The sequence below is a fragment of the Arcicella aurantiaca genome (assembly GCF_003148625.1).
Lineage (GTDB): Bacteria > Bacteroidota > Bacteroidia > Cytophagales > Spirosomataceae > Arcicella > Arcicella aurantiaca.
Map to the genome: position 1 here is coordinate 63833 of NZ_QGGO01000005.1, position 21738 is coordinate 85570.

At 36.2% G+C, this 21738-nt stretch carries 28 protein-coding genes; 10 read left to right on the plus strand and 18 right to left on the minus strand.

What is annotated here, in order from left to right; genetic code table 11:
- Positions 1 to 87: 87 nt before the first annotated feature.
- The 13 genes from rplE to rplC all read right to left on the minus strand — a co-directional run bounded on the left by rplE (position 88) and on the right by rplC (position 6920).
- Positions 88 to 642 carry a 50S ribosomal protein L5 gene (rplE, locus tag LV89_RS06080; RefSeq protein WP_109741980.1) on the minus strand — a complete coding sequence of 185 codons (555 nt, stop codon included), beginning with the start codon at positions 640 to 642 and terminating at the stop codon, positions 88 to 90.
- Positions 643 to 731: 89 nt separating this feature from the next.
- Entirely contained in the window at positions 732 to 1064 is a 333-nt protein-coding gene (gene rplX, locus LV89_RS06085; protein ID WP_109741981.1) for a 50S ribosomal protein L24, read from the minus strand.
- A gap of 13 nt (positions 1065 to 1077) precedes the next feature.
- Complete coding sequence (gene rplN, locus LV89_RS06090; protein ID WP_109741982.1) at positions 1078 to 1446, minus strand: 50S ribosomal protein L14; 369 nt, start codon at positions 1444 to 1446, stop codon at positions 1078 to 1080.
- Between the two features lie 80 nt (positions 1447 to 1526).
- Positions 1527 to 1790 carry a 30S ribosomal protein S17 gene (rpsQ, locus tag LV89_RS06095; RefSeq protein WP_109741983.1) on the minus strand — a complete coding sequence of 88 codons (264 nt, stop codon included), beginning with the start codon at positions 1788 to 1790 and terminating at the stop codon, positions 1527 to 1529.
- 105 nt (positions 1791 to 1895) lie between these two features.
- Complete coding sequence (gene rpmC, locus LV89_RS06100) at positions 1896 to 2081, minus strand: 50S ribosomal protein L29 (RefSeq protein WP_109741984.1); 186 nt, start codon at positions 2079 to 2081, stop codon at positions 1896 to 1898.
- Between the two features lie 90 nt (positions 2082 to 2171).
- Positions 2172 to 2591 (minus strand): 50S ribosomal protein L16, encoded by a 420-nt coding sequence (rplP, locus tag LV89_RS06105; RefSeq protein WP_109741985.1) that lies wholly within the window; start codon positions 2589 to 2591, stop codon positions 2172 to 2174.
- Positions 2592 to 2669: 78 nt separating this feature from the next.
- A complete protein-coding gene (rpsC, locus tag LV89_RS06110) occupies positions 2670 to 3542 on the minus strand; it encodes a 30S ribosomal protein S3 (RefSeq protein ID WP_109741986.1) in 873 nt (290 codons plus the stop codon).
- 27 nt (positions 3543 to 3569) lie between these two features.
- Positions 3570 to 3935, minus strand: a complete 366-nt coding sequence (gene rplV, locus LV89_RS06115) for a 50S ribosomal protein L22 (protein WP_109741987.1) — start codon at positions 3933 to 3935, stop codon at positions 3570 to 3572.
- A gap of 89 nt (positions 3936 to 4024) precedes the next feature.
- Entirely contained in the window at positions 4025 to 4303 is a 279-nt protein-coding gene (rpsS, locus tag LV89_RS06120) for a 30S ribosomal protein S19 (protein ID WP_109741988.1), read from the minus strand.
- A 4-nt stretch (positions 4304 to 4307) separates the two neighbouring features.
- Complete coding sequence (gene rplB, locus LV89_RS06125) at positions 4308 to 5135, minus strand: 50S ribosomal protein L2 (RefSeq protein WP_109741989.1); 828 nt, start codon at positions 5133 to 5135, stop codon at positions 4308 to 4310.
- A gap of 73 nt (positions 5136 to 5208) precedes the next feature.
- A complete protein-coding gene (rplW, locus tag LV89_RS06130) occupies positions 5209 to 5496 on the minus strand; it encodes a 50S ribosomal protein L23 (protein ID WP_109741990.1) in 288 nt (95 codons plus the stop codon).
- 71 nt (positions 5497 to 5567) lie between these two features.
- A complete protein-coding gene (rplD, locus tag LV89_RS06135) occupies positions 5568 to 6197 on the minus strand; it encodes a 50S ribosomal protein L4 (RefSeq protein WP_109742168.1) in 630 nt (209 codons plus the stop codon).
- A gap of 105 nt (positions 6198 to 6302) precedes the next feature.
- On the minus strand, positions 6303 to 6920 hold the full coding sequence (gene rplC / locus LV89_RS06140) for a 50S ribosomal protein L3 (RefSeq protein ID WP_109741991.1): 618 nt from the start codon (positions 6918 to 6920) through the stop codon (positions 6303 to 6305).
- A 145-nt stretch (positions 6921 to 7065) separates the two neighbouring features.
- Here rplC and LV89_RS25795 point away from each other — a divergent pair, with 145 nt between their 5' ends.
- Positions 7066 to 7191, plus strand: a complete 126-nt coding sequence (locus LV89_RS25795) for a hypothetical protein (RefSeq protein WP_262509854.1) — start codon at positions 7066 to 7068, stop codon at positions 7189 to 7191.
- Between the two features lie 276 nt (positions 7192 to 7467).
- Here the strand turns inward: LV89_RS25795 and LV89_RS25065 are convergent, their stop codons facing one another.
- Positions 7468 to 7626 (minus strand): hypothetical protein, encoded by a 159-nt coding sequence (locus LV89_RS25065; protein ID WP_158279524.1) that lies wholly within the window; start codon positions 7624 to 7626, stop codon positions 7468 to 7470.
- Between the two features lie 3 nt (positions 7627 to 7629).
- Here LV89_RS25065 and LV89_RS06145 point away from each other — a divergent pair, with 3 nt between their 5' ends.
- From LV89_RS06145 to LV89_RS06155, 3 genes are read left to right on the plus strand one after another with little or no spacing between them, the layout of a single operon-like run.
- Positions 7630 to 8379 (plus strand): glycosyltransferase family 2 protein, encoded by a 750-nt coding sequence (locus LV89_RS06145; protein ID WP_109741992.1) that lies wholly within the window; start codon positions 7630 to 7632, stop codon positions 8377 to 8379.
- 38 nt (positions 8380 to 8417) lie between these two features.
- Entirely contained in the window at positions 8418 to 9182 is a 765-nt protein-coding gene (locus LV89_RS06150; RefSeq protein ID WP_109741993.1) for a methionyl-tRNA formyltransferase, read from the plus strand.
- A gap of 59 nt (positions 9183 to 9241) precedes the next feature.
- Positions 9242 to 10090 carry a polysaccharide deacetylase family protein gene (locus LV89_RS06155; RefSeq protein WP_109741994.1) on the plus strand — a complete coding sequence of 283 codons (849 nt, stop codon included), beginning with the start codon at positions 9242 to 9244 and terminating at the stop codon, positions 10088 to 10090.
- Positions 10091 to 10306: 216 nt separating this feature from the next.
- Here the strand turns inward: LV89_RS06155 and LV89_RS06160 are convergent, their stop codons facing one another.
- Positions 10307 to 10597 carry a YciI family protein gene (locus LV89_RS06160; protein ID WP_109741995.1) on the minus strand — a complete coding sequence of 97 codons (291 nt, stop codon included), beginning with the start codon at positions 10595 to 10597 and terminating at the stop codon, positions 10307 to 10309.
- Between the two features lie 287 nt (positions 10598 to 10884).
- Here LV89_RS06160 and LV89_RS06165 point away from each other — a divergent pair, with 287 nt between their 5' ends.
- Positions 10885 to 11460 (plus strand): Crp/Fnr family transcriptional regulator, encoded by a 576-nt coding sequence (locus LV89_RS06165; RefSeq protein ID WP_109741996.1) that lies wholly within the window; start codon positions 10885 to 10887, stop codon positions 11458 to 11460.
- Between the two features lie 75 nt (positions 11461 to 11535).
- On the opposite strand, the gene rocD is transcribed toward LV89_RS06165, so the two are convergent.
- The gene (gene rocD, locus LV89_RS06170; protein ID WP_109741997.1) at positions 11536 to 12789 is read right to left on the minus strand and encodes an ornithine--oxo-acid transaminase; all 1254 of its coding nucleotides are present in this window, start codon (positions 12787 to 12789) and stop codon (positions 11536 to 11538) included.
- A 334-nt stretch (positions 12790 to 13123) separates the two neighbouring features.
- On the opposite strand from rocD, the gene LV89_RS25070 reads away from it, so the two are divergent.
- The gene (locus LV89_RS25070; protein ID WP_158279530.1) at positions 13124 to 13300 is read left to right on the plus strand and encodes a C1orf53 family protein; all 177 of its coding nucleotides are present in this window, start codon (positions 13124 to 13126) and stop codon (positions 13298 to 13300) included.
- A 46-nt stretch (positions 13301 to 13346) separates the two neighbouring features.
- On the plus strand, positions 13347 to 14009 hold the full coding sequence (locus tag LV89_RS06185) for a hypothetical protein (protein ID WP_109742000.1): 663 nt from the start codon (positions 13347 to 13349) through the stop codon (positions 14007 to 14009).
- A 42-nt stretch (positions 14010 to 14051) separates the two neighbouring features.
- On the opposite strand, the gene LV89_RS06190 is transcribed toward LV89_RS06185, so the two are convergent.
- Both LV89_RS06190 and LV89_RS06195 read right to left on the minus strand, forming a co-directional pair.
- The gene (locus tag LV89_RS06190; RefSeq protein ID WP_109742001.1) at positions 14052 to 15230 is read right to left on the minus strand and encodes an acetyl-CoA C-acyltransferase; all 1179 of its coding nucleotides are present in this window, start codon (positions 15228 to 15230) and stop codon (positions 14052 to 14054) included.
- 99 nt (positions 15231 to 15329) lie between these two features.
- Positions 15330 to 17729: a 3-hydroxyacyl-CoA dehydrogenase/enoyl-CoA hydratase family protein gene (locus tag LV89_RS06195; RefSeq protein ID WP_109742002.1), complete on the minus strand. Its 2400-nt coding sequence runs from the start codon at positions 17727 to 17729 to the stop codon at positions 15330 to 15332.
- A 259-nt stretch (positions 17730 to 17988) separates the two neighbouring features.
- On the opposite strand from LV89_RS06195, the gene LV89_RS06200 reads away from it, so the two are divergent.
- The 3 genes from LV89_RS06200 (at position 17989) to LV89_RS06210 (ending at position 21695) form a co-directional block, all read left to right on the plus strand.
- Entirely contained in the window at positions 17989 to 19326 is a 1338-nt protein-coding gene (locus LV89_RS06200) for an AAA family ATPase (RefSeq protein ID WP_109742003.1), read from the plus strand.
- Positions 19326 to 19955: a hypothetical protein gene (locus tag LV89_RS06205; protein ID WP_109742004.1), complete on the plus strand. Its 630-nt coding sequence runs from the start codon at positions 19326 to 19328 to the stop codon at positions 19953 to 19955. Before LV89_RS06200 ends, LV89_RS06205 begins: the two co-directional genes overlap by 1 nt.
- Before the next feature lie 147 nt (positions 19956 to 20102).
- Positions 20103 to 21695 carry a peptide chain release factor 3 gene (locus LV89_RS06210; protein WP_109742005.1) on the plus strand — a complete coding sequence of 531 codons (1593 nt, stop codon included), beginning with the start codon at positions 20103 to 20105 and terminating at the stop codon, positions 21693 to 21695.
- The last annotated feature ends 43 nt before the right edge of the window (positions 21696 to 21738 follow it).

Here is a 21738-nt window from a genome sequence, read left to right on the forward strand (position 1 = left end):
GTGTTTAGAATCTATGTTTTTGAGTTTTGAGTTATGAGCTATGAGTTAAAAAGTTATTACTCTTAACTCCTAACTCTTCACACCTAATTATTTCTTCTGATTTGCGAAAGGCATTCCCATTGCAGTTAACAATGCGTTTGCTTCTTCATCTGTTTCAGCAGTGGTTACGAATGTAATATCCATACCAGAGATTTTACTTACTTTATCAATTGAAATCTCTGGGAAGATGATTTGTTCTTTAACACCTAAAGTGTAGTTACCACGTCCGTCGAATCCTTTGTCTGAAACACCTTTGAAGTCACGTACACGAGGTAAAGCAACTGTCATTAAGCGGTCAAGGAATTCATACATTTTATTTCCACGTAAAGTTACTTTTACACCAATTGGCATATTTTCACGTAACTTAAAGTTAGAAATAGCTTTCTTAGACATTGTAGCAACTGCTTTTTGTCCAGCGATAAGTGTGATTTCATCAACACCTGTATCAATTAATTTCTTGTCTGCAACTGCTGCACCAATACCTTTGTTGATTACAACTTTAGTAATTTTTGGCACTTGCATTACTGATTTGTATTGAAATTTTTCCTTTAATGCTGGAACGATTTCAGCTACATATCTATCTTTTAATCTTGTAGTTGTCATTGTATGAAAATTTATGTGGATTTCCGACCCACTTTTTCAATTTGAAAATTTGTCGATTTGAACAGTAAAAAATTTAATTAAATTTCAAACTAAACAAATTTACCTGATGCTTTAGAGAATCTTTGTAATTTCCCTGCTTCGTTTAATTTACGACCAGTACGTACCGCTTTACCATTTTCAGCTACTGCTAAGTTTGATATGTGAATTGAACCTTCACGTTTTTCGATAGCACCTTGTGGGCTTGTAGAAGTTGGTTTTACGTGTTTTGTTTGAAGATTTACACCTTCTACAATTGCACGATTTTTATCAACTAATACTTTGGTGATTACTCCTGTCTGACCTTTTGAATTACCAGCGATAACGATAACCGTATCACCAGATTTTATATGCAGTTTTGGCTGCTTATTAGATTTCTTTTGCATGATACATTAATGATTAAAGCACCTCTGGGGCTAATGAAACAATTTTCATAAATCCTGCGTCACGTAACTCACGAGCTACAGGTCCGAAGATACGAGTTCCACGTGGCTCGTCGTTGTTGTTCAACAATACGACTGCGTTGTCCTCGAAACGGATATATGAACCATCCTTACGACGGATTTCTTTTTTAGTTCTTACTACTACGGCTTTAGAAACCGTACCTTTCTTCATACTTGATGACGATAAAGCTGACTTTACAGTTACTACTACCTTATCACCAATTGAAGCGTATCTTTTTGCTGTTCCGCCTAATACACGGATTACAAGCACTTCTTTTGCTCCTGAGTTATCAGCTACGCCAGATCTTGATTCTTGTTGTAACATTGTTTTATATCTTAATTAAATTTGAATATTTGAAGATTTGAATAACCTAAAAGGTTTTTAAATTGACGAAAATTCAAATTTTATTTCGCTTTTTCAATAACTTCAACTAATCTCCAACGCTTGTTTTTTGAAAGTGGACGAGTCTCCATTACTTTCACCGTGTCGCCAATACCACACTCATTTGCTTCATCGTGAGCCATCAACTTAGAAGTTTTTTTCATAAACTTTCCGTAAAGTGGATGCTTAACTTTTCTTTCTACGGCTACGGTGATAGACTTATCCATCTTGTTACTCACCACACGCCCTACTCTGATTTTTCTCAGATTTCTTTGTAATTCTTCCATGGTTGGATTTTAAATTGTTGTTATTAATTGACTCCAAGCAGTATATTGATGGAATCTGTTGTGATTAAATTAAATAGCTATAAAAAACTCTTATAACTCTTTAATCTATTTCGCTGCTGTAATAGCAGTTTCCAAACGAGCAATCACTTTACGAGCCTCACGGATACGTAATGGATTTTCAATTGGAGAAATAGCATGAGCAAATTTTAAACGAGCCAAAGCATCTTTTTCAGAAGCTAAAGTGTTTTTCAATTCGTCTAAGCTTAACTTTTGGATTTCTGCGTTTTTCATTTTGACTGAATTTATGAGTCTATGAGTTTATGAGTTTATGAGTTGCTTTCAAGGTAAACTCATAAACTTCTGAACTCATCCACTTATCTCCTATTCTTGATAATCTTTACGAACTACGAAAGATGTACGAAGTGGCAATTTCTGTGCTGCCAAACGTAATGCTTCTTGTGCTAATGCTAAAGGAACACCTGCTGATTCGAATAAAATTGTACCTGGTTTGATACTGGCAACCCAATATTCTGGAGCACCTTTACCTTTACCCATACGAACCTCTGCTGGTTTCTTAGTGATAGGCTTGTCAGGAAAAATACGAATCCAAACTTGTCCTTCACGTTTCATTGCACGAGTTACTGAAATACGAGCCGCCTCAATCTGACGAGCAGTGATGCGTCCTGGTTCCAAAGCCTTGATAGCGAATGACCCGAAGTCGATTTCATGACCACGTGTTGCCAATCCTTTTATTCTACCTTTCTGTTGCTTACGGAACTTGGTTCTTTTTGGTTGTAACATTGTTGTATTAAGTCTTTAAGTCGAACAGTCGTGAGTCGTAAGTAATTAAGGCTCACGACATCTGACTAAGATTTCTAATTATCTTTTTCCTCCTGGCTTGTTTCCACCGCCACGATTGTTACCGCCTGGTTTATTACCACCACCACGGTTGTTAGGATTTCCTCCAGCGTTGTTGTTACGACGGTCGCCTTCGCCACCACGTCCACGTCCACCACCACGACGGTCGTTATCATCACGTCCACCACGGTTGTTTCCACCACGAGAGTCTCCACCACTTGCTGAAGCTTGTGATGCAGCAACACCTGCATTTGGAGAAAGGTCACGCTTTCCATAAACTTCACCACGGAATACCCATACTTTGATACCGATTTTTCCGTAAACTGTTAAAGCTTCTGATACTGCGTAATCAATATCCGCACGAAGTGTGTGCAATGGAATACGTCCTTCTTTGTATCCTTCAGAACGTGCCATTTCAGCACCTCCTAAACGACCTGAAAGTTTCAATTTGATACCTTGAGCACCTACACGCATAGCTGATGCGATAGATTGTTTCATGGCACGACGGAATGAAATACGTGCTTCTAATTGTTGTGCGATAGTTTCGCCAATCAATTTAGCATCAATCTCAGGACGTTTAATTTCAAAAATATTAATTTGAACGTCTTTCCCTGTGATTTTCTTTAATTCTTCCTTGATTTTATCTACTTCTTGTCCGCCTTTACCAATTACAACACCTGGACGAGCCGTGTTGATTGTAAGGGTAATACGCTTTAAAGTACGCTCGATAATAACCTTTGAGATTGCTCCCTTAGGAATACGTGCGGCTACGTATTTACGGATTTTATCGTCTTCTACTAATTTATCGGCAAAACTTTTTCCGCCATACCAGTTAGAATCCCAACCTCTGACGATACCAAGTCTTAAACCAACGGGGTTTATCTTCTGTCCCATTTTGTGATATTTAGATTTCTTGTCTAATTATTCTGAAATTACTGTTGGTGCTGTTGCTGAAGCAACTACAAGCGTGATGTGGTTAGAACGTTTCAAGATTCTGTGACCACGACCTTGCGGAGCTGGACGCAAACGTTTCAATGAACTACCGCCATCAACTGTAACGGTTTTAACATATAAGTCAGCATCTTCTAACTTAACGTCTTCATTTTTGTTTTGCCAGTTAGCAATTGCCGAGAGTAAAAGTTTCTCTACGTGTCTTGCACCAACTTTTGGCTCGTATTTCAAAATACCAAGAGCCTTAGTTACTTTCTGACCTCTAATCATATCTACTACGATTCTCATTTTCTGAGGCGAGGTCGGAATATTATTTAATTTAGCTACTGCTTCCATTTTTTGATTTCGGATTTCGGATTTTGGATTTTGGATTTCTGAATTAAGATATTAATCTCAATTCGTTACTCTACATTCCGCATTCCAAATTATCTTTTGCCTTTATCTTTTTTTGCTGTGTGACCTCGGAAGTTACGAGTAGGAGCAAACTCACCTAATTTATGCCCAACCATGTTATCTGTTACAAATACAGGAATGAACTTGTTTCCGTTGTGTACTGCGAAAGTATGACCAACGAAATCAGGTGAAATCATCGAACGGCGTGACCAAGTCTTAATAACTGACTTTTTACCCGATTCGGTCATGACTTGTACCTTGTTGTCAAGGCGATAGTCTATATAAGGTCCTTTTTTTAATGAACGTGCCATCTACCTATTTTTTCTTTCTACTGATGATTAGACGATTTGATTGTTTGTTCGGTGTACGTGTTTTCTTACCTTTCGCTAATAAACCGTTACGTGAACGAGGGTGACCTCCTGATGAGCGACCCTCACCACCACCCATTGGGTGATCGACTGGGTTCATAACTACACCACGAACTCTTGGACGACGACCTAACCAACGATGACGACCTGCTTTACCCATATTGGTATTCATGTGGTCTGAGTTAGACACCGAACCAACAGTTGCTAAACATCTTGACAATACCATACGCATCTCACCTGAAGGCAATTTTAACGTTGCGTATTTGCTATCACGAGCCAACAATTGTGCATAAGTACCTGCTGAACGTGCCATTTCAGCACCGCCACCTGGGCGAAGTTCGATTGCGTGTACAATTGTACCTGTTGGGATGTTTGCTAAAGGAATAGTGTTACCTACTTCTGGAGCTGCTGTTGCAGATGAAATTACAGTTTGTCCAACTTTAATTCCTGCTGGTGCAATGATGTAAGCCTTTTCGCCATCTGTATATTCGATTAGAGCGATACGTGCTGTACGGTTTGGATCGTATTCAACTGTCAAAACTGTTGCTTCAACATCGAATTTATTACGATGAAAATCGATGATACGGTAACGACGTTTGTGTCCTCCACCGATATAACGCATGGCACGGTGTCCATCTGCGTTACGACCACCTGTTCTTTTAACAACATCCAATAAAGGCTTGTACGGCTTTGAAGCAGTTATTTCTTCAAAAGTCGGAGCAATTCTTTGACGTTGTCCTGGAGTTGTTGGTTTTATTTTTCTTGTAGCTGCCATTTCTGTGCTTTGTTCAATTATCGGGATGAACTCCCATAGTTTTCAATTATTAATTAAAAATCAATAATTGTGATTAAATTCCATCATAGAAATCAATAACTTCACCTTTAGCGATAGTTACGATTGCTTTTTTGAATGTTGAAGTAATTCCAGATGTTACCTTAGTTCTGGTACTTCTTGATTTCTTCTTACCAAATTGACGAAGAGTGTTTACGGCTACCACCTCAACACCATACATTTTCTTGATTTCCTTTGCAATTTCGATTTTATTCGTCTTGTTGGCTACCTCGAAAACGTACTGACCGCCTTTCTGTAAGTCCTGAGATTTCTCAGTAAGAATTGGTCTTTTGATAATGCTCATTGTTTTCAGTCTTAAAGTCGAAAGTCATAAGTCGTAGTGTTTAATAATACAACTCTAACCTCTGACTGCTATTATTTACTAAAAGATGATTCGATTGCTGCAATTGCACCTTCTACAATAAGTAGTTGAGTTGCATTTACTAAATCATAAGTATTAACTTGTCCAGCTGTTCCGATTTGTGCTTTTGGCACGTTACGTCCTGACAAATAAACATTTTTATTGTCTTCTGGCAAAATCAACAATGTTTTCTTTCCTGATAATGAAAGAGCATCTAACATTGCGATATATGATTTTGTTTTAGGAGCATCGAAAGAAAAACCTTCTAAGATAGTCACGTTTCCACCTTGTGCTTTTGCAGCAAATGCAGACTGACGTGCTAAAGATTTTACTTTTTTGTTCACTTTGAAAGAGTAATCTCTTGGTACTGGCCCGAAAATACGTCCACCACCTTTCATCAAAGGTGATTTAGCAGAACCTGCACGAGCACCACCTGTTCCTTTTTGTTTTTTCAACTTACGAGTTGAACGAGAAACCTCTGCTCTTTCTTTTGATTTGTGAGTTCCTTGACGTTGGTTTGCCAAGAATTGCTTCACGTCTAACCAAACTACGTGTTCGTTTGGTTCGATGCCAAAGATTTCGTCAGAAAGAGTTACTTTCTTTCCTGTCTCTTTGCCTTGTATATTTAAAACTGATAATTCCATTTGTCTAATTTGAAAATTAGTTAATTTTGAAAATTTGAAAATTGATGACTTTCGATACTTAAAAATTGCTAAATCAGCAATCAAATATCTTTCAAATTTTCAAATCTATTTTTCAAGAATAACGTATGAGTTTTTCGCTCCTGGTACAGAACCTGACACTACGATAAGGTTTTTATCTGCATAAACTTTCAAAATTTGTAAATTTTGAACTGTTACACGATTTCCACCAGTACGACCTGCCATGCGAATACCTTTGAATACACGAGATGGGAATGAACAAGCACCAATTGAACCTGGGTGACGACCACGGTTGTGCTGTCCGTGAGTTTGACCACCTACCCCTGCAAATCCATGACGTTTAACAACACCTTGAAAACCTTTACCTTTAGATGTTCCAACTGCATCAACGAAGTCTCCTTCTGCGAACAATTCTGCTGTAATGGTTTCTCCTAATGTAAGTGGTGAGTCAAAAGATCTAAACTCAACGAGTTTTTTCTTTGGAGTGGTACCTGCTTTTTTGAAGTGACCTAAAAGAGGTTGCGTAGTATGCTTCTCTTTTTTCTCGCCATAGCCTAATTGAATAGCACTATAACCTTCTTTTTCTACTGTTTTTACTTGCGTTACTACACAAGGACCGGCTTCAATCAGCGTACAAGCAACGGCAGAACCGTCAGCGTTGTAGAGGCTGGTCATACCGATTTTCTTTCCGATAATTCCAGACATTTTATTAGAATAAAACGTTAATAATTGATTGTAAATGAACGAGTTACGATTGTCATCACGACAATCTCCGTAAAACGGATTGCAAAGGTCGGAATTTTATTTGGCATAAACAAAAATCTATGAAAATAAATTCACTTCTACAAAAATGACAAAAATAACTGAAAAGCAACAAGATATGCTCGGGCAGGACAGACCAAAACGTCTGCAATACGAAAGAATGTTCTTGTGTAGCTTAACATTAAAATTAATTGATGGGCATTCAACGAATTAATCCAATATCAGTTCTGACACTATTTGAATTTGAAATATGTTAATCTATATTTCAAAACTGTAAAAGTTTAACCTTTACTAAAAGGATTTAGCTGCTGAATATTTCTATTAATTTTTAAATTTTATCGAGTTCTGCCAACCCGTATAAAAACAGAGAAATATTTTGTTTACTAAATCGGACTGCAAAATTAGCACTTTCTTTTTGAATTACAAGGGGTTATGGAAAATATTTTCTGTTTTTTTTATATTTCCTGTGTCCAGAATTGTATTTAGGATTTTAAGTCTGAATTAGAAATTTATCCGTACATTTTACACCTTTTGTCCGCTTGATAATTTTCATCTGACAAAACCAAAGTCCTTGCTTATCTTTGTGTCCCATTAAATTGAGGCGAGAGTTTTCAATATTCATCCCTCCTACGTGTTTATCAATCATCATTCCATGAAAATATCCGTTATTACCGTTTCTTTTAATAGTGCCAAAACGATTCGCCAAACCATTGAGAGTGTACTTACTCAAGATTATCCTGATTTGGAGTATATTGTAATTGATGGAGCTTCTAAAGATGGGACTGTTGATATTCTGAAATCTTTTGGAGATAAAATCAAATTTATATCTGAACCTGATAAAGGTATTTATGATGCTTTAAATAAAGGTGTAAAAATGGCGACGGGAGATGTTATAGGAACGATTGGTGGCGATGATTTTTATCCTAACAACCAAGTCATTAGTCATATTGCCAAAGCATTTGAAGATAATAAAACAGATGCGGTTTATGGAGACAAACAATATGTAAACTTGGGTGATGACCAAACGATTGTACGTTACTGGCGGTCGGGTGAGTATGTACGTGAGAATTGGTTGAAAGGTTGGATGCCTCCACATTTATCGTTTTACTTAAAAAAGTCTGCTTTTGAGAAATACGGCTATTATATCACAGACTTTACTTGTTCTGGTGATTATGAGTTGATGTTGAGAATGTTATATAAAAATAATCTCTCTGCCAGTTATTTGCCAGAAGTTGTGATGACGATGAGAAATGGTGGTACAAGCACTGCTTCTTGGAAACATCGCTACCGTGCTAATATGGAAGACCGAAGAGCTTGGGCAATCAATAATCTAAAACCACATTGGTACACTTTATGGATGAAACCAATTGCTAAAATTGGACAATTGTTTATGAAATCTTAAAATATTAAATTTCGGACAGGGCTGTCCGTGCTACATATATGCGTATAATTTTGCTTACCCAAGACGACCCATTTTATTTGGCTCAGAATATTGATTATTTGATTAAAAATATGCCTAAGCATTCGGAAGTGGTGGCGACGGTGGTTTTTGATGTTTCTCCATTTGGGAAAAGAGAATCTTTTTCGGATAAACTCAAAAAGACTTATGATATTTTTGGTTTGGGATTCTTCGTCAATTACGGAGTAAAATTTGTCATGTCGAAATTGAACCCGAATAAGAAGGTTAAAAATATTTTGGCAAAACATAACGTACCGTTGGTGGAAATTGAAGGAAATATCAATAAAGTTGAAAATCTTGAACGTTTGAAGGCTTATAAACCTGATTTATTAATTTCAATTGCAGGGAATCAAATTTTCAAATTGCCTCTTATCAATCTTGCTCCTAAAGGTTGTCTGAATTTACATACGGCACTTTTACCTAAATATCGTGGATTAATGCCTTCGTTTTGGGTAATTAAGAATAATGAAAAATATACGGGTGTTTCTGTGTTTTTTGTAGATGAAGGAATTGACAGTGGTGATATTTTGGTACAGAAAAAAGTAGAAATTGGCAACAAAACGCAAGCAGAATTAATTGACCATACTAAATTATTGGGAATGCAGGCAATTTTGGAATCGGTTGAGAAAATACATACGGGTGGGTACGAGTTGATTCCAAACCCGAATGAAGAAATGACGTATTTTTCTTTCCCTACTAAAGATGACGTAAAAGAGTTTTTAGCGGCTGGAAAGAGGTTTTATTAAAAGTAACGCAGGTTTTAACCTGCATAACTAATACAGACTAAAGTCTGTGTTACTATTTTATGAATATTCTTACTTTTGACATAGAGGAGTGGTTTCATATTTTGGATAATGATTCGACGAAGACAGAGGCAGATTGGGCGAAATATCCAACTCGAATCCATGAAAATATGGAACGTATTTTTCAGCTTTTAGAAGATACAAATCAGCAAGCTACTTTTTTCTGCTTGGGTTGGGTTGCTCGAAAACATCCCGATATTATTCGTTCAATTGCCGATAAAGGTTATGAAATTGCGACACATTCTGATTTACATCAATTGGCTTATGAACAAAATAGAACGGAATTCAAAAACGATTTAGAAACTTCTATCAAAGCATTGGAAGATGTGATTGGTAAGAAAATCAGAGCGTACAGAGCTCCCGGATTTTCGATAAAACAAGAGAATAAGTGGGTTTTTGAAGTTTTAGCAGAAAATGGCATTGAAGTAGATTGTTCGGTTTTTCCTGCAAAACGCTCGCACGGAGGATTTGAACAATTTGGCATTGCTGAACCATGTTGGATTGATATTGACGGTATTCGACTAAAGGAATTTCCAATTAATACTTTTAATGGTTTTGGAACGCCTTTGATTTTTTCGGGAGGTGGCTATTTTAGATTGCTTCCTTATACCGTTTTGCAACAATTAACAAGGCAGTCGGAATATGTGATGACTTATTTTCATCCAAGAGACTTTGACGCCAATCAACCTATGATTGAAGAATTGAGTCGTTTACGGAAATTCAAATCATATTATGGTTTAGGAGGTTGTTTAGGTAAACTTCAAGAATTATTGACAGATTTTCCTTTTATAGATTTGGCTTCTGCCGAAAAATTAGTTGACTGGAATAATGCAAAAACGGTAAAAATATAATAGACTTCCTGCGAAAGTATTTTAAGTCGTAAAACAACATCTTTTCGAGTGAAAATATACCATTTTTCAATCATAAAACACTTTCGCAGGAAGTCTACTCTTTAATACCTTATTTCAACTTCTCAAAAGTTTTAGCACTTTCGAGAAGTTCCCCCAAAAGTATTTGTACCCAAATTATATTGGATGAAGACTTTTGAATTTTATATCATTTATCATCTACACTTGTGCTACTCTAAATAATTGAACGTCAAATTTCTCCCAAACTTTTTGTTGAATATATGGTTCTGAATCAATCCAATTTTGAAGTTGGTTTTCATTCTCAAACTGTAAAATCATCGTTGAGCCAATCATCTTTCCATCATCATTGAGCATCGCCCCGCCAATAATAAAATTACCGTTTTCTTTCAGTTTTTTGGCTCCTTCCAAATGAAAAGGTCTGACAGTCATTCGTCTGTCTAAGGCATTTTCGTCTGTTCCGTCGTAAGCAGTTATTAAGTATTGATTCATAAATATTGATTTTTCACTCAAAAAATTGAGTAATGTGTGACTTTTTAATATTGATAGGGTCTTAAAATACGAATTAAAATCCTTACAATTTACTTTTTTAGTGTAACAAACAAGCTTTCAATATCATTTATTGCTACTTTTTTCTTCAGTATATGCAATAAAAGAGGCGTTTATCCACTTTTATAACCTTAATTACCATTTGATAATTTTTCAAACACAAAAAAAGTTGTTTTTTTGATGCCGCTATTATTCCTAAATATGACAATCCGCCGATTACCCTAAATATTATGACCCCAAATTTTATACAGTTTATTCAGCAGATTGTACCTTTTACCGATGAAGAATTACAAAACGCAAAGCATTTATTTACCGAAAAATCATTAAAAAAAGGTGAGTTTTGGGTAAAAGAAGGTGAATTTAATGCAGATATGCTTTTTGTTAACAAAGGTATGCTTAGGTCTTATTTCCTTAAAGACGAAACAGAAAAAACATTTGACTTAACTATTGAAAATCAATTGGTTACTTGCACTTACTGTTATTCTTTTGGACTTCCAAGTAAAGATTATATTCAAGCGATTGAAGATACTTATCTATGTATTATCTCAAAAGATAATTTAGATGCTCTTTATGAACAGTCTGTGAAATGGGAAAGACTTAGCAGAATTTTGTTTGAAGGTTATACCATTGGTCAGGAAGTCAGATTGCGTTCATTTATCGCAGAAACTGCTCAAGAACGTTACGAAAGGTTATCAGAAATGCAACCAGAATTAATGCGAAGAACTCCACAGATTTATTTAGCAAACTTCTTAGGAATTACCCCCCAATCGCTAAGCCGTTTGCGTAGAAAAATTACCAGCAAATAAAGAAGAGAGGAGAAATGAAGAAAATAGAATTCTATCTTCATTTCTTCTCTCCTTTCTTTCCTTACTCTTCTAAAATTACCAATTCAAAATAACTTTCTCGATAATATCACAAGCTTCATTCATTTGAGCTTCTGTGATGACTAAAGGCGGAGCAAAACGAATTTTATTTCCGTGTGTTGGTTTTGCTAAAAGTCCATTTTCTTTAAAAGCTACGCACATTTCCCAAGCGGTTTCTCCTTCTTCGGAATCGTTGATTTCAATAGCATTCAAAAGTCCTTTCCCTCTCACTACGGTTAATAAATCTGAGCGTTTAGCCATTAAATCATTCATTCTATTTCTGAATAATTGCCCCATTGCTTCCGCATTTTCAGCTAAATTTTCATCTTTAACCACTTGCAAAGCAGCCATCGTAACGGCACAAGCCAATGGGTTTCCTCCATAAGTTGAACCGTGTTCACCCGGTTTGATGGTTAGCATTATTTCATCACGACAAAGCACTGCTGAAACAGGATATGTTCCACCCGAAAGTGCTTTTCCGAGAATTAAAATATCTGGTTGAAAACCTTCATGGTCGCAAGCCAAACGTTTTCCTGTACGTGCGATGCCCGTTTGTACTTCATCGGCAATGAAAAGTACATTTTTCTCACGACACATTTCGTAGGCTTTTTTCAAATATCCTTCGTCTGGAACAACAACACCTGCCTCTCCCTGAATAGGTTCAACCATAAAACCTGCTACATTTGGGTCTTTCAAAACCTCCGCCAAAGCCTCTAAATCATTGTACGGAATAATTTCATAACCTTGCAAAAGAGGGCCATAATCAGAATAACTTGATGGGTCTGTCGATGATGAGATGGCGGCAATGGTACGTCCCCAAAAGTTACCCGCAGCATAAACCGTTTTAGCTTGATTTTGTGGAACGCCTTTCACTTTATACGCCCATTTACGAGTCAATTTTAAGGCTGTCTCCCCTCCTTCTGCCCCTGAGTTCATCATCAAAACTTTGTCGTAACCAAAATACTCACAAAGGAATTTCTCACAAATACCTAATTGGTCATTGTAAAATGCACGAGACGTTAGAGTTAAATTTTGAGCTTGGGCAACTAATGCTTCAACAATTTTTGGGTGGCAATGCCCCTGATTAACAGCACTATAAGCAGAAAGAAAGTCAAAATATTTATCACCTTCTACGTCCCAAACGAATACGCCTTCTCCACGTTGGAGAACAACAGGCATTGGGTGATAATTATGAGCTCCGAAGCGGTCTTCGAGTTGAATAGCTTTGTCGGATGCTGATTGTATATTGATATTTTGTGTTGTGGAAGTCATGGTATTTTATCTTGAGGCACAAAGTAGCAAAGCCACCAAGGCACAAAGTGAGCGAGAATAAATTAATTGAAAAATGATATAAAAAGATGATTTTAGGATTAAGCAATCCCGAAACCTCCAAGGAGATTTATCACGTACAAGATTTGTACAGAAACAGTGAGAATACGGTGAATTTTGCAGAAATGACCATAAAGTGAACCCGTAGTAAATACACGACCCTTAGTCTTTTGAGCAAAGAGTTTAAAACCGTGATGATATTTACTTTGATATTCGTTCATATTCCTCAAAAATACGAAAGAATAAACTTTTTTCAAAAATGAGTGTTGAATGTTTAATGGAAAAGAAAACAAAAAATACAGAAGAAGCTAACAGAGGACTATCAAAAGAAGATTTTTATCTGAATGAGCAAGGTTTTATGGTTTTTACAGAAGCCTATCACTTAAAACGTGGGTTTTGTTGTAAAAATGGGTGTAGGCATTGTCCTTATAGGTTTTTGAAGCAGGGTATTTGATTGATTTTTCGATAGAAAATTATAGATTTTTCTGTATTTTCATACCATGAATCAAAAAAATATCATTCTACAAAGTTTTGTAATTTTCCTTTTCCTACTTACTTCTTGTGTATCAAAAGACACAGAAAAGAAATCATTTTATACAGATTTTTTCAAAACACCATATATCATTTCTGTTAAAGATTCCCTTATTGAACATCAAAACGATAGTTTATCTCGCTTAACTAAATTTCCAGTACCACCGCCCCTAATTCCTAAAAATATTGGAAATTTTGGAATGTATTGTAGTAAGTTCAATATCATTTTTCACACAAGTAATAGAATTTTCTTTCATAATAAAGATAATCTCTTTCATGCGTGTGGCACAGGGATTCGTGATGACGAAATTGATTTTTTAGATATTCAACCAGATGATATTATTGAAGTTTCAGGTAATTCTGTATTTGAAATAATCAAAAAGAATAAAAAATTTAGTGACGATATGATTTCCATAGCATCATTATCTGATACTATTCAAAACCCATTTTTTGACATATTGATTGACTCTTTAAACAAAAACCAACTAAAGAGATACTTTATCAGAAGGGCTACTGAAGAAGAACGAAACGTTCTTGATGCAAAACTAAATCACAAATTTTATCAAAAAGAAGATTATAGATGGACAATGAAATATAGAAACTACAAAAATTTTCTCAATAAAACAGAATAGCCAACTTTTTGAAAGTTGGCTATTCTTATACTCTCATAATCTCTACTTCAAAAACTCATAAATCCCCGCAACGCCTTGTCCTCCACCTACACAGGCGGAAACCATTCCGTATTTCTGATTTCTTCTTCGCATTTCGTTGAATAATTGAACAGATAATTTCGCTCCCGAACAACCCAATGGGTGTCCAAGAGCAATTGCTCCGCCGTTCATGTTGATTTTTGAACGGTCTAAATCTAATTCTTTAATAACTGCCAACGACTGTGCAGCAAAAGCTTCGTTCAATTCTATTTGGTCGATGTCGTTGATATTTAAACCTGCTTTTTTCAAAGCCAACGGAATAGCCGCAACGGGTCCAATGCCCATGATGCGTGGCTCAACGCCTGCCGTTGTATAGGTTACCATACGGGCAATTGGCTCAAGATTTAATTCTTTTACCATCGCTTCTGACATTACCATCACAAAAGATGCACCGTCTGAAGTTTGAGATGAATTCCCTGCCGTTACAGAGCCTCCCGCAGCAAAAACGGGCTTCAAATTAGATAAAGCTTGCATACTTGTTCCTGCTCTTGGTCCTTCGTCGGTATCAACGATTGATTCACGGGTCTTTTTCTTTCCTGATTTCTCATCAAAAAAGGTTTCCTTCACGGTAATTGGCACGATTTCGTCTTTAAAAAGTCCGTTAGCTTGTGCTGTCAATGCCTTTGTATGAGATTCTACCGCAAATTCATCTTGTTCTTCACGAGTGATTTTGAATTGGTCTGCAACTTGTTCAGCCGTTAAACCCATTCCGATATAATAATCTGGATTTTTCTGAGCAATTTCAAAGTTTAAAGCCGTTTTATAACCCATTACAGGTACTAAGGACATGGATTCTGCTCCACCTGCGATGATACAATCGGCAATTCCTGCGTGAATTTTTGCCGATGCCAAAGCGATTGCCTCCAAACCAGAACCACAATAACGGTTGATGGTAAAACCCGGAACATTTTTAGGTAATGATAAAAGAGCAATGTATCTCGCAATTTGCATTCCTTGCTCCGCTTCTGGAACGGCATTACCCACGATGAGGTCATCAACCCGAGTTGGGTCTAAAGCAGGAACTTGTGCAACTAAATGTTTGATAACTTCGGCTGCCAAATCATCTGGTCTTGTAAAACGGAAAACACCTCTTGGAGCTTTTCCAACTGCGGTACGGTAGCCCGCTACTATGTATGCGTTCATTTTTTTATCGCTTTAAGCCATAAGCTATTAGCTTTAGGCTATCTTGATGTTGATTGATTTTAAACTCTAAGTCTAAAACTTAAAGCCTGTCGCCTAATGCTAATTTCTCAAAGGCTTTCCTCCGTTCAATAAACTTTGGATACGCTCTAAAGTCTTTTTCTCTCCCGAAAGTGACAAGAATGCTTCTCTTTCTAAGTCTAAAAGATACTGTTCCGAAACTAACTGCGGATAGCTCAAATCACCTCCCGAAATAACGTAAGCTAATTTATCCGCAATTTTAGCATCGTGTTCCGAAATAAAACGACCCATTTTCATACCTTGAACGCCCGCTTTGAATAAAGCAATTCCTGCTTTTCCTTGCACTTTAACATCAGTACGTTGTTTTGGTTGTGTATAACCTGCTTCTGCTAATTCAATGGCTGCTTGTTTGGCATCAGCAATTAATCTTGAACGATTCAATACAATTTCATCACCACGACGCAAATATCCCATTTCCATCGCTTCTTGAGCTGAGGTACTCACTTTTGCCATCGCAATATTCATAAATGCCGACTGCAATGTGTTTAATTCTGGGTCGCCATTTTTGTAAGCGTCCGAACAACGTACTGCCATTTCTTTCGTTCCTCCGCCCGCAGGAATTAAACCTACGCCAACTTCTACTAAGCCCATGTAAGTTTCTGCAGCTGCTACAACTCTGTCTGCATGAAGGTTAATTTCGCAACCACCACCCAAAGCCAAAGTATGCGGTGCAACTACCACAGGAATTGACGAATAACGTACTCGCATCATTGTTTGTTGGAACTGGGCAATCATCATGTTTATTTCATCGAATTCTTGTTCGATGGCATACATAAATAACATTGCTAAATTTGCTCCTGCCGAGAAGGCTTCTGTGCTATCATTTCCGATTACTAAGCCTCTGAAATCTTTTTCAGCCAAAGCAATACTTTTCTGAACGCCCTCGATAACACCCGCTCCGAAAGTGTTCATTTTAGAACGGAATTCTAAACCTAAAATTCCATCTCCTAAGTCGTAAGCGGTACTTTCTCCATTTTTCCAAACCACATTATCCGATAAGTTTTCAAGAATAATAAATGATTCAGTTCCTGGAATAGATTTATATGATTTTGTTGGAATGTCGTAATACAAGCGTCTGCCACCTTCTTTTTTATAGAACGTTTTTGCTCCCGAAGCTAACATTTCATTCACCCATTCAGCGGGTTTCATGCCTTCAGTTGCCATCAATTCTATTCCTTTTTCTACTCCGATAGCGTCCCAAGTTTCAAATAGTCCGATTTCCCAACCGAAACCTGCACAAATAGCGGCATCAATTCGGTATAATTCATCAGAAATCTCTGGAATTCTGTTAGTCACATATTTGAATCCATCTAAAATAGTCTTTCTATAAAACTCACCTGCTTTAGATTTATCAGCTAATAAAACGGCAAAGCGGTCTTTCAAAGCTAAATTTTTCGTTTTTTCAAAAACATCAAATTTTACTTTTTGAGACGGTTCGTATTCAAAAGTTTTAAGGTTTAAAGCTAAAATCTCCGATTTTCCTCCTGCTCCTTTTACTTTCTTATAAAATCCTTGACCCGTTTTGTCGCCTAACCATTTATTTTCCTGTAATATTTTCATCATTTCAGGAAGAACAAAAGTATCTTTTGCTTCGTCGTTGGTCAAACCTGCGTACAAATTGTTCGATACGTTTATGGTTGTGTCCAAACCCACCACATCCGACAAACGGAATGTTCCAGATTTCGGGCGACCCACTACTACCGATGTCAATTTATCAACTTCTTCCACCGTCAAGCCCATTTCTTCCACCACTTTCATGGTTTTCATCATCGAGTAAACACCCACACGATTGGCGATGAAAGCAGGAGTATCCTTACACAAAACGGTCGTTTTTCCCAAGAAACGGTCGCCGTAGTGCATCAAGAAATCTGTAACCGCTGGGTCAGTGGTTGGTGTTGGGATAATTTCCAACAATTTCAAATATCTTGGAGGATTAAAAAAGTGCGTTCCACAAAAATGTTTTTGGAAATCCTCAGAACGTCCTTCCGCCATTAAATGAATTGGAATACCAGAAGTATTTGACGTTACCAAAGTCCCTGTTTTACGCAAAGCATCTACTTTTGCGTAAAGAGATTTTTTAATCGCCAAATTTTCAACAATCACCTCAATTACCCAATCATAATTCTTGATTTCGGCAAGGTTATCATCAAAATTTCCTAACTTAATTCTATTGGCAAAAGATGCAGAATATAATGCCGCAGGATTCGATTTTAATGTATTTTGGAAAGCTTCATTCACGATACGGTTACGCACCGCAGGATGTTCGGTAGTAAGTCCTTTCGCTTTTTCGGCATCATTCGGTTCTCTTGGAACAATGTCTAAAAGTAAAACTTCCACACCAATATTAGCAAAATGGCAAGCGATACGGCTTCCCATAATTCCAGAGCCAAGTACGGCTACTTTTCTGATTGAACGGTTCATTTTTTTCAGTTATCAGTAAACAATTATCAGTAAGCAGTAAACAATCAAGAAATTACAATGACTACTAACCCGAAAATACTGATTATAGTAACTGATAACTGTTTATTGTTAACTGCTAACTGTGATACTGTAAAGTTAATATTTTTTTAAATTGTTATGCAAGCATACTATTTTATTTTTTTAGAAGTTAATGACTAAAATCAAGTTTCAGAAGAAATTTACGTAATTTTAGGGATATAATTTATAAAGAAGATTTACGATGCAAAAGTTAGTTATTTCAAGTCAATTTATGGGTGTAAAGCCTTGTATAATAAAATTAAATAGGTTTTTATTACTTATTGGTGAGCAAGCAAGTGGAAAAAGTACGATTGCAAAATTAATTTTCTTTTTCCAGACCTTACCAGATTCATTATATGAAAATGGAATTATTGCACGTTCCAGAAATGAAAATTTTGACTTTTTAGAACATATTAATCGTATTACAAGGCAAAAATTCTTAGAAACATTTGGACCAACATCAAGGAGTGACCATTTTGAAATTCATTTTCACTATAATGACACCTCCTATTTAAAAATTAATCAAGGGGCAGATAAATTAACTTACGCTCTCTTTGAAAAAAATATGGGATTTGGACTGGGAGAGGCTTTGAAAAAATATTTCAAAGCTCCAAGACTGGATGACAACCTTGATGAAATTAATTTAAGGCAACAGTTCAAGCAAGATTTAGATTTACTTTTTAAAAGAGAAACAAATACACATACCTATTTAATTGCGGGAAGGAGTACGACTGTCGCTTTTCCTGATATTTTTGAGAGGGTTATTGAACAAGAAATTGAAAAATTAATTGAAGATGAAGTCAAAGAACAAGACTTTGAAAAAAGACAGAGAACAGGAAATGAAAAACTCCTCTACCAATTTGTTCAATGGTCTAAGGGAGTTAGAAATAACTTTAAAAACAATGGAAAAACCTTTCAAAAGGTAGGAAGAGGTCTTAATAACCAAGTAGCAACTACTATGATTGAACGTATTTCAAAAAAAATCTTGAAAGGCACATATCAAAGTGAAGAATGGGGTGAACAAATTAAATTAGAGAACAACTTAAATATTTCTTTGAAAGATGCATCTTCTGGGCAACAAGAGGTATTACGTATCTTACAAGGTGTTTTTCTTTCAATAGGATTAACAAATCGAAGAGAGTTTTTTGTAGTCGAAGAACCCGAAGCCCATCTTTATCCGTTGGCACAAAAAGAATTAATGAATGCTTTTGGAGTATTTTTGAACACTATCCACCATGGTAAATTAATCATTACAACACATAGCCCCTATATTTTAGCTTGTGTGAACATCTTACTTTTTGCTCAATATGTTACTAATCAAACAAATAATCAATCAAAGATTGTGAAGATAGTTCAAAAAGAATATTGGTTAGATTCGCAATTTTTTAATGCTTATTCGCTTGGACAAAGTGAAGATTATTGTGTCGATATTAAAGATGCTGAAACGGGAATGATTGACCAAAATTATTTAGATACAATTTCTGAACAATTAGGAATGCAAAACAGTGAACTATACAATCTACTACTTGAACAAGTTTAATGAGTAATTATTCTGAAAATCTCGAAAAAATAGAATCGTTAGTTACTCGTAATCAGGCTAATATTCAAACCATTAATCAAACCACATTTTGGATTGCTGATGAAAAGCAGATTGATGGTTCAAATCAAATAAAAATTCAGAATTCTTCTACTCTAAATTGGCTAAAAGTTTCTCAAAATCAAGGAGAAAATTGTTCAATTTTTCCAGTAGACGGTATTCAAGGCGTATTTCAATCTACTGGATTACCTGTAAAAAATACTAATCAATTTATTTTTGAATGGAAAAATGAACATGGTATTGAGAACAAAACTCCTGGCGATTGTGATTGTTTGATTGTATCTGATAAGCTACATTTCTTAGAATTTAAAGCAGATGCGACCTCTCAAACAATTCAACAGATTGATAATAATCGCAATAAAGCCGAGGCACAATTAGCTAAAACACTTTGTTCATTCAGAGAACAATTGAATGATGATAATTTGAAAAGTATATGCGTTTTGGTTGTTCCTAAATTCTTTTCTTACCCAAATTTTAAAGCAAGTTCTTCTCGTAAAATAAAGTTTTTGAAATTGTATAAATGCGAGCTTAAAGAGATTACAACTGATGGCAACTCAGAGCATCAATTGTGATAAGTTTGCTCATATTCCATATTCTTCCAATAACATCTGGCTTAACTATGCAACGATAAAATTCTATGAAATCCTTTTGCCATTTTTAACGTAATATAAAAGGTTTACTTTTTTATCCGTAATTTTGCACCTCAATTTTATTCAGCGATGACTATTCAAGACGAAATACACAAACGCCGTACCTTCGGAATTATATCTCACCCCGATGCGGGTAAAACTACGCTTACTGAAAAACTCCTACTTTTTGGGGGGGCAATTCAGACGGCGGGAGCAGTAAAATCTAACAAAATCAAGAAAGGAGCAACTTCCGATTTCATGGAAATTGAACGCCAAAGAGGTATCTCGGTGGCAACTTCCGTAATGACTTTTGAATATAACAATCTCAAAATCAACATTTTGGACACTCCCGGTCACAAAGATTTTGCGGAAGACACTTACCGTACCCTTACGGCTGTCGATTCTGTAATCTTAGTTATTGACTGCGTAAAAGGCGTTGAGGAGCAAACGGAAAGATTGATGGAAGTTTGTAGAATGAGAAATACGCCTGTGATTATTTTCATCAATAAAATGGATAGAGAGGGGCAAAACCCTTTCGATTTATTAGATGAATTGGAGCAGAAATTAAACATTAAAGTTCGTCCTTTGACTTGGCCAATCAACATTGGTGCAAATTTTAAAGGAGTTTATAATCTTTTCGAAAAATCATTAAACTTATTCAGTGCTAATAAAACCAAAATCGAGAAAGAAGTTGTAGCGGTAGATATTTGGTCGGAGGAATTGGATAAAAAAGTGGGCGAAAAAGATGCTAATCAATTACGAGAAGACGTAGAATTGATTGAAGGTGTTTACGGGAATTTCGAGCGAGATACGTATTTGTCGGGCGAAATTGCTCCTGTTTTCTTTGGCTCGGCGGTTAATAACTTCGGGGTTCAAGAGTTATTAGATACGTTTACCGAAATTGCACCAAGTACGCAAGCTCGTCAGACAGATGTACGTGTTGTTGAGCCAGAAGAGAAAAAATTCTCAGGATTTATCTTCAAAATTCACGCAAACCTTGACCCAAAACACCGTGATAGAATTGCCTTTTTGAGAATCTGTTCGGGAACTTTTGAAAGAAATAAGTTTTACAAACACGTTCGTTTGGATAAAAACCTCCGTTTTAACAACCCTTATACTTTTATGGCTCAAGATAAAGAGGTTATTGAAGAAGGTTTCCCGGGGGACGTAGTTGGTTTGTATGATACGGGTAACTTCAAAATTGGTGATACCATGACGGAAGGTGAAAACTTACAATATCAAGGTATTCCAAGTTTTTCTCCTGAGATTTTCAAGGAATTAATGAACCTTGACCCAATGAAATCGAAGCAATTGGAAAAAGGAATTATGCAATTGACCGACGAAGGTGTGGCTCAATTATTCTTGCAACCACAATTGGGAAATCGTAAAATTGTTGGAACGGTTGGGGAACTTCAATATGAGGTAATTCAGTATCGTTTGGAGCATGAATACGGTGCAAAATGCCGTTTTGACCATCGTGATATTGCCAAAGCTTGTTGGATTACGGCAGAAGACCCTAAAAAATTAGCTGAATTTGTACGTTTGAAAGGACAAAACATTGCTCAAGATAAAGACGAAAATTATGTATTCTTGGCAGAATCTGATTGGATTTTAAGAATGAATATCCAAAACAATCCAGATATTCAATTTCACTTTACTTCAGAATTTAAAAGAGCATTATAAAACTAAAAAGGCGAGAAGTGATTCTCGCCTTTTAGTTTTATAT